This is a genomic window from uncultured Fretibacterium sp. (assembly GCF_938040765.1).
In the GTDB taxonomy this organism is placed as follows: domain Bacteria; phylum Synergistota; class Synergistia; order Synergistales; family Aminobacteriaceae; genus CAJPSE01.
In genome coordinates this window covers 20,548-27,482 of record NZ_CALIAA010000033.1, presented here as the reverse complement: position 1 = coordinate 27,482, position 6,935 = coordinate 20,548, and the positions used below count along the sequence as shown (strand labels likewise).

Sequence of the window (6,935 nt, the reverse complement as noted above, 5' to 3'; positions counted from 1 at the left end):
ATGGAGGCCTTCACCGCCATAGTGATGGGACAAACCCTGGGGCGCGCGGCAGAATTACTGAACCTGACGCAATCGGCTGTGAGTCATCGCCTTAAAGATTTGGAAGCAGAATTGGGCGCAATCCTGATCGACCGCCGAAAGGGGCTGAAAGCGATTCGCCTGACTCCGGCAGGTCAAGACTTTTTACCCTTGGCAATGCAGTGGCAGGAGCTTCATGGAAAGGTGGCCGGTTTCGCTTCCAAGGTTCCGGCTCACGCCCTGAGAATCGGCAGTGTCGACAGCATGAACAATCACATTTTGCCTCCTCTGTTTCAAGCGCTGAGAGAAAACGAGCCTCCCGTATTCTGCGAAGTTTCGACCAGCAATTCTGCCGTCCTCTATCACAAGATCGAAAGCCGGGAGGTGGATGTCGCTTTCGTATTACAAGAACTGCATTTCCCCTACGTAGCGGCGAAGCCTTTTACCCGAGAGCGCATGTTGGTGTTACGTACCGACCGCGATAACCTTCCGGAAGAGGTCCGAGCCGAGGATCTGGAACCTCGTTTCGAGCTGCGCTTTCCGTGGGCCAGCCCCTATCAGCTCTGGCACGATAGAGTCTGGCCCCCTGAAGAAGTGGGTGAGCTTTCCGTGGACACTCTGCTTTTGATACGCAATCTGCTCCGGGATGAGCGCCAGTGGGCCATCATTCCCGAGTCATCCATCCCCTTCATGCTGGAACGCAATCTTAAAGTCCAGGCCCTGATTCCCCCGCCTCCAGACCGTTTGAGCTACAAGCTGACTCATCGCTATCCGAAAAGCACGACCGTCGAGGCTTTGGAAATCCTGGATCATTTGATCACAAAACTGGACTTCGTCAATGCTTACGCCGGGCTGCTGTAATTCGGCGTATATTTTAGAACCCTTGAGCGCCCTGTCCGCCAACACGCCAATCTATCACAGGCCCCATACGGAACGCTCCCCGGCAAAAGTGCGGCGGCGATCAAGACATTCGTGTCGATCAAGACCTTCATTACCCTTCACTTTCTTTTCGGGCGGACCTGACAAGCGCCGATTCAGCTTCCCCGGATATAATCCCGGCTGTTTCTCCCTCGCCCCTCATCCGAAGCTGCAGCATCCGCCATAAGCAGGGTAAACCCTACTTAACAATGAAAGCAGCTGCCGGAGGACACCGTGTCATTCGGCAGGACGTTTTTGAATCCACAGCCTCACGGGCTCCAGCCGGGAATCTGTATGGAAATGATGCCCGCCCTGCCCGCAGACGGTCTGGAGTTGCGGAATCACTCCTCAACCCTTCGGAACGCACAGGAGACCAGGTGATCGTTCACCATGCCCGTCGCCTGCATGAAGGCGTAGACGATCGTCGGGCCGACGAAGCCGAACCCCAGGCGCTTCAAATCCCGGCTGATGCGCTCGGACAGAGGGGTCCGGGCCGGAATCTCGCCCGCCTCGCGCCACGCGTTGACCAGGGGCGTGAAGTCCACGTAGCGCCACAGGAAGTCGTCCAGCGTCCCGTGCTCCTCCCGCAGCCTCAAGTAGGCCCTCGCGTTCCGGACCATCGTCCGGATCTTCAGCCGGTTCCGGATGATGCCCTCCGTCTCCATGAGCTCGGCAATTTTCCGCTCGTCGTATTCGGCCACGATCAGGGGGTCGAAGTCGTCGAACGCCGTCCGGAGCGCCCCCATCTTGAACAGGATGGTGGACCAGCTGAGCCCGGCCTGCATCCCCTCCAGGCAGAGCATCCCAAAGAGGCCCTGCTCGTCGTGCAGCGGAACGCCCCACACCCGGTCGTGATACGCACGCTCCAGCGGGCTTCGATCCGCCCACGGGCAGCGAATGATCTCTCCGTCCATCTTCATTCCTCCGCTCCGAATCGGTCCGTCCCCATCGTCATCGCCGCGGCCTGGCCGGCGGGGGAAGGGGCTTCGTCGTGCTCTTGAGCCACAGGGAGATGTACTGGTCGTGCAGAAAGGCGGGGTAGTCCTGCGTCAGAGGGGGACGTCCGAACGAGAAGACCTCCGGACGGGACTCCAGGAGGCGGCGCAGCGCCTTGGGCGTTCCTCCGTCCATGACGGCCGTCACCTTCCCCTCCTTCCTGCGGTCGAGCTCCTGGATCAGGAGTTCCTGTTCCTTTCCCTTGCTCCACGCGGCCCAGTCGGCGGAGGCGGGACGCTCGATCCGGCAGCCCGCGGCCTCGAGAAGGGCCCCGCTGTAACCCGTCAGGTCGTACACGGGGATGTCCCGCAGAATCTGTCGCCCCGCGAGCACGGATCCGGAAAGCCGCGCCTGGAACTCCGCCAGACGCCGCTGATAATAGGGGTAGTTCGCGGGGTCCCAGTCCGCAAGCACGGTCAGCACGCGCTGGGCGACGAAGGGAAGCACCGACGGGTCCGAGAGCGTGGCGTCGATCTGCGGCGTCTCGATGGGAAACGGCAGGTACAGCGCTCTGAAATTGGGAAACTTGCCGGCATCCAGCCGGACACGGCGGGCATCGTCGGAATCGAGCGCCATGACCCGGGCGTCCTTGCTCAGGGAACGAAGCGTCCTCCCCCGCGCGGCCGGCACGGCGTCCCCGTTCGGGTTCCACTCCAGGAGCGGCGCGACCGCGACGTTCGGGCCGCCGATAAAGGAGGTCAGCAGGGCCAGCCAGGGCAGGGTCACGACGACATTCAGCACCTCGGCCCCGGCGCGGATCGGCAGAGTAAGAAGGAAGGCAAGAAGGAGGAGAAGCCTCAGCTCCCTCACGGCGGACACCCCCCGCCTTCGTTTTCCGCCGCATCGAGGTCCTGCAGGACCAGCCCGGCGGCCAGCTCCTCCGCCTCCCTGCGGCTCGCCCCGACCGCGACGCGGTCGGCGTTCCCCACCCGGAGCCGGACCTGGAAACGGGGGGAATGGGACGGGCCGGAGACCGAGACGACCTCGTAGTGCGGGATCCCAAGGTCCCGGGCCTGCAGCAGGATCTGGAGGCGGGACTTGGCGTCCAGCTCCGCGCCGTCCTCCCCGGCGGCGTCCGGGCCGCCGAAAAACAGGCGGCGCACCACGCGCTCCGCCTCCGGAACGCCGCCGTCCAGACAGACGGCCCCGATCAGGGCCTCCAGGGCGTCCTCGCAGAGGGAAGGCGGGAGGTTCCGATTCCGCATGGACCGGCCGAAGAGAAGGGCCCCCGCGAGGTTCAGGGACTCGGCCCTGCGGCAGAGGGAGGCCCCGCAGACCAGCGCCGAACGCATCTGCGAGAGCTCGCCCTCGGTCGCGTCCGGGTGCCGCTCGAACAGGATGCGCGCGACAAGGAAGCTCAGGACGGAGTCCCCCAGGAACTCCAGGCGCTCGTTGCTGAGCGACAGGCCGTGTTCGTGGGCGAACGAGGAATGACAGAGGGCCTCCTCCAGAAGCCCTCCGTCCTTGAAGCGGTAACCCAGCGTCTCCTGGAGCCCTTCCAGGTCTCGCCGGGCGAGCCGGGCGGCGTCCCCCTGACGGAGGTACGGCTCAAACGAAACGCTGAAAGGCGAGGACCCCGTTGTGCCCGCCAAACCCAAAGCTGTTCACCAGCATCCGGTCCACCTTTTTCTCCACGCCCCGGCCCGTCGAAAGGGTGATGTCGCACTCGGGATCGGGGGTCGTGTAGTTCAGGGTGGGATGGATATAGCCCTGCTCGATGGCCTGGAAGGAGGCGATGGTCTCGAGCGCCCCGGCAGCGCCCAGGCAGTGCCCGATCATGGACTTCGTGGAGGTGACGACGACGTCCTTCGCCCGCTCTCCGAAGACCTTGTGCACCATCATGGACTCCATCTTGTCGTTCAGCCCGGTGGAGGTCCCGTGGGCGTTGATGTAGTCCACCTGCTCGGGGGACCAGCCGGCCATCCTCATGGCGTGTCTCGTGGCGTAGAGGGCGCCCTCGGCCTCGGGGTCCGGCGCCGTGATGTGTCCGGCGTCGCAGGACGTGCCGTACCCCACGAACTCCCCGTAGATATGTGCTCCCCGGGCCCTTGCGTGCTCCAGCTCCTCGAGGACCAGCACCCCGGCCCCCTCGCCCATGACGAACCCGTCGCGGTCCTTGTCGAAGGGACGGCTGGCCGTCTCGGGGGAGTCCATACGGGTGGACAGCGCCTTCATGGAGGCAAAGCCCGCGATGCTGATGGCACGCAGCGCGGCCTCGGTGCCGCCCGCCAGAATGACGTCCGCGTCGTCGCGGACGATCGTATGATAGGCCTCGCCCAGGCTGTGCAGCGAGGTCGCGCAGGCCGTCACAATGCAGAGGTTCGGCCCCTTGGCCCCGTGCACGATGGCCACGTAGGCCGTCGACATGTTGCTGATCATCATCGGGATGAAGTACGGGCTGACCCGGCGGGAGCCCTTCTCCATCATCGTCTTGAAGTTGTTGAACGAGGTCTCGATGCCGCCCTGCCCCGTTCCGATGTAGACCCCGAAACGATAGGGGTCCATGCTTTTGGTGTCCAGCTTCGCGTCCTCCACCGCCAGCTTCGAGGCGGCCACCGCAAACTGGATCGCCCGGTCGGAGCGCTTGGCCTCCTTGCCGTCCATCCACCGCGTCGGGTCGAAGTCCTTGATCTCGGCGCCGAACGTCACGGGGCAGTCCCCCAGCTCGAACGTCGTGATGGGGCCAACCCCGTTCCTCCCCTCCCGGAGCGCCTTCCAGTAGGCGTCCTTCCCCGTGGCGATGGGGCTTATGGGCCCAAGGCCCGTAACGACCACTCTTCTCATCTTCGTTTCACTCCCTGGCCGTGCCGTTCTATACGATAACGCCCGCCGCACGAAAAGGGGCGGGCCGCAGTTCTCATATTCCAATCATTCGACAGCCGTCTCGGTCCGCAGATTCAATAACGGGGGGAAGACGTTCCTCCCCCCCTCGGACAACGGCGTTACTCGTCAACCCCGATCTTGCTCAGCGTGTAGCTCAGCGCCTCGCCCACCGAGGTGAGCTTCTCGGCGTCCTCATCGGGGATCTCGATGTCGAACTCCTCCTCGATGCCCATGATCAGCTCCACGATATCCAGGGAATCGGCGCCCAGATCCTCCACGAACGTCGCCTCCGGGACGATCTGATCCTCCTCGACGTCAAGACGCTCCGTGATGATCTCCTTCAGCCTGGAAAGGACTTCCTCCTTCTTCATTGTTCTTCACCTCCCTCCGACAACATATCCTTAACACATCGTCATCCCGCCGTCAACCGCCAGGACCTGACCGGTGACGTAGGAACTTTCCTCGGAGGCAAAAAAGGCCACGGCCCGCGCCACATCCTCGGGCGACCCCATGCGTCCCAGGGGAATCTGCCCCAGGATCGCCTCCCGGACCTGTTCCTTCAAGACGCCGGTCATGTCGGTTCCGATGAACCCCGGAGCCACGACGTTGACCGTCACGCCGCGCGCGGCGTACTCCCGCGCCACGGACCGGGAGAAACCGATCAGCCCCGCCTTGGACGCGCTGTAGTTGGCCTGCCCGGCGTTGCCGATCAGCCCCACGACCGAGGCGATGCTGACGATGCGCCCCCACCGGGCCTTCGCCATGCCCCGGATGGCCTCCTTCGTGCAGTAGAACGCGGAGTTCAGGTTGGCCGCCAGCACGGCGTCCCAGTCCTCGCACTTCATGCGCATCAGCAGGTTGTCACGCGTGATCCCCGCGTTGTTGACGAGGATCTCGACCGGGCCCATCCCGGCCTCGACGGCCTTGAACAGGGCCTCGACCTGGAAGCGGTCCGAGACGTCGGCCCCGAAGGCCGAAGCTCGAACGCCCAGCGCCGACAGTTCGCCGCAGAGCGCCTCCGCGGCCTCCGCGCTGGCGTTGTAGTTCACCGCGACGTCGCACCCGTTTTTTCCCAGGGCCAGGGCGATGGCGCGGCCAATCCCGCGCGAGCCCCCCGTGACCAGGGCCAGACGGCGCGCCATCAGGCGGACCTCAGGGCCGCGGCCATGGCCTCCAGCGTCTCGGGCATCCCGGCGGCCATCAGGTTCAGCCCCTTGCGTATCCTCTTGTTCAGGCCGCAGAGCACCTCGCCGGGCCCCAGCTCCAGGAACGTGTCCACGCCGTCGTCGGCCATGAAGGCCACCGAGTCCGACCACAGCACGGGACTGAAGGTCTGCGCATAGAGCGCCGCCTTGATGTCGGCAACCGTCGACACGGGCCTCGCGCTCACGTTGGCCACGATCGGCCAGCGCGGATCGGACCATGCGTACGTCTCGAACTGCGCCTTGAGCTTCTCGGCCGCCGGCATCATCAGTCGGCTGTGGAACGGGGCGCTGACGTTCAGCATCACGGCCTTGCGGGCCCCGCGGGCCTTGGCGGCGGCAACCGCCCTGTCGACGTACTCCGCGATGCCCGAGATGACAACCTGCCCCGGCGAGTTGAAGTTCGCCGCCTGGCACTCCTCGTTCGGGGCTACCTCCCTGCACACCGCGACGATGTCGGCGGGCTCCAGTCCCATGACCGCGGCCATCGCCCCGACGCCCTCCGGCGCGGACTCCTGCATCCAGCGGCCCCGCTTGTTCACGAGGTCCACCGCGTCGCGGAACGCCAGGACGCCCGAGGCCACCAGGGCCGTGTACTCGCCCAGGCTGTGCCCGGCCCCGCAGGCGGGGGACAGCTTCACGTCCAGCTCGTTCTCCAGGGCCCGGAGCGCGGCGACGCTCGTCGTCATGATGGCGGGCTGCGTGTTGGCCGTGAGCTTGAGGATCTCGTCCGGCCCCTCGAAGATCAGGCGCGCAAGATGCTGGGACAGGGCGTCGTCGGCCTCGTCGAAGACGGCCCTGGCCGAGGGGAAGGCCTCGTAGAGGGCCTTGCCCATCCCCACCTCCTGAGCCCCCTGCCCGGGAAAACACAGTGCGTATTTCATATGAGTCGGTACCTCCCAAATGTCACAACTGCTCGTCGTTCCCTACGGGACACGTTGAACCCGACGATCGAATCCGACAAAGGAACCTCGACGG

General features: G+C 64.8%; 8 protein-coding genes. 1 reads left to right on the top strand and 7 read right to left on the bottom strand.

What is annotated here, in order from left to right; genetic code table 11:
• Positions 1 to 879 (top strand): LysR family transcriptional regulator (locus Q0176_RS01130; protein WP_299298200.1); only part of this gene is annotated, 879 nt, incomplete at its 5' end.
• 398 nt (positions 880 to 1,277) lie between these two features.
• Here Q0176_RS01130 and Q0176_RS01125 read toward each other — a convergent pair.
• From Q0176_RS01125 to fabD, 7 genes are all read right to left on the bottom strand, one after another.
• Positions 1,278 to 1,850, bottom strand: coding sequence for a DNA-3-methyladenine glycosylase I (locus tag Q0176_RS01125; RefSeq protein WP_299298197.1), 573 nt, complete (start codon positions 1,848 to 1,850; stop codon positions 1,278 to 1,280).
• A gap of 37 nt (positions 1,851 to 1,887) precedes the next feature.
• A complete protein-coding gene (locus Q0176_RS01120) occupies positions 1,888 to 2,742 on the bottom strand; it encodes a hypothetical protein (protein ID WP_299298194.1) in 855 nt (284 codons plus the stop codon).
• Positions 2,739 to 3,524, bottom strand: a complete 786-nt coding sequence (gene rnc / locus Q0176_RS01115) for a ribonuclease III (protein WP_299298191.1) — start codon at positions 3,522 to 3,524, stop codon at positions 2,739 to 2,741. The genes Q0176_RS01120 and rnc overlap by 4 nt, the downstream gene beginning before the upstream one ends.
• A complete protein-coding gene (fabF, locus tag Q0176_RS01110) occupies positions 3,481 to 4,716 on the bottom strand; it encodes a beta-ketoacyl-ACP synthase II (RefSeq protein WP_299298190.1) in 1,236 nt (411 codons plus the stop codon). The genes rnc and fabF overlap by 44 nt, the downstream gene beginning before the upstream one ends.
• Positions 4,717 to 4,874: 158 nt before the next feature.
• Positions 4,875 to 5,126, bottom strand: coding sequence for an acyl carrier protein (gene acpP / locus Q0176_RS01105; protein ID WP_299298189.1), 252 nt, complete (start codon positions 5,124 to 5,126; stop codon positions 4,875 to 4,877).
• 30 nt (positions 5,127 to 5,156) lie between these two features.
• Positions 5,157 to 5,897 carry a 3-oxoacyl-[acyl-carrier-protein] reductase gene (fabG, locus tag Q0176_RS01100; RefSeq protein WP_299298187.1) on the bottom strand — a complete coding sequence of 247 codons (741 nt, stop codon included), beginning with the start codon at positions 5,895 to 5,897 and terminating at the stop codon, positions 5,157 to 5,159.
• A complete protein-coding gene (gene fabD, locus Q0176_RS01095) occupies positions 5,897 to 6,841 on the bottom strand; it encodes an ACP S-malonyltransferase (RefSeq protein WP_299298184.1) in 945 nt (314 codons plus the stop codon). Before fabD ends, fabG begins: the two co-directional genes overlap by 1 nt.
• Positions 6,842 to 6,935 lie beyond the last annotated feature (94 nt).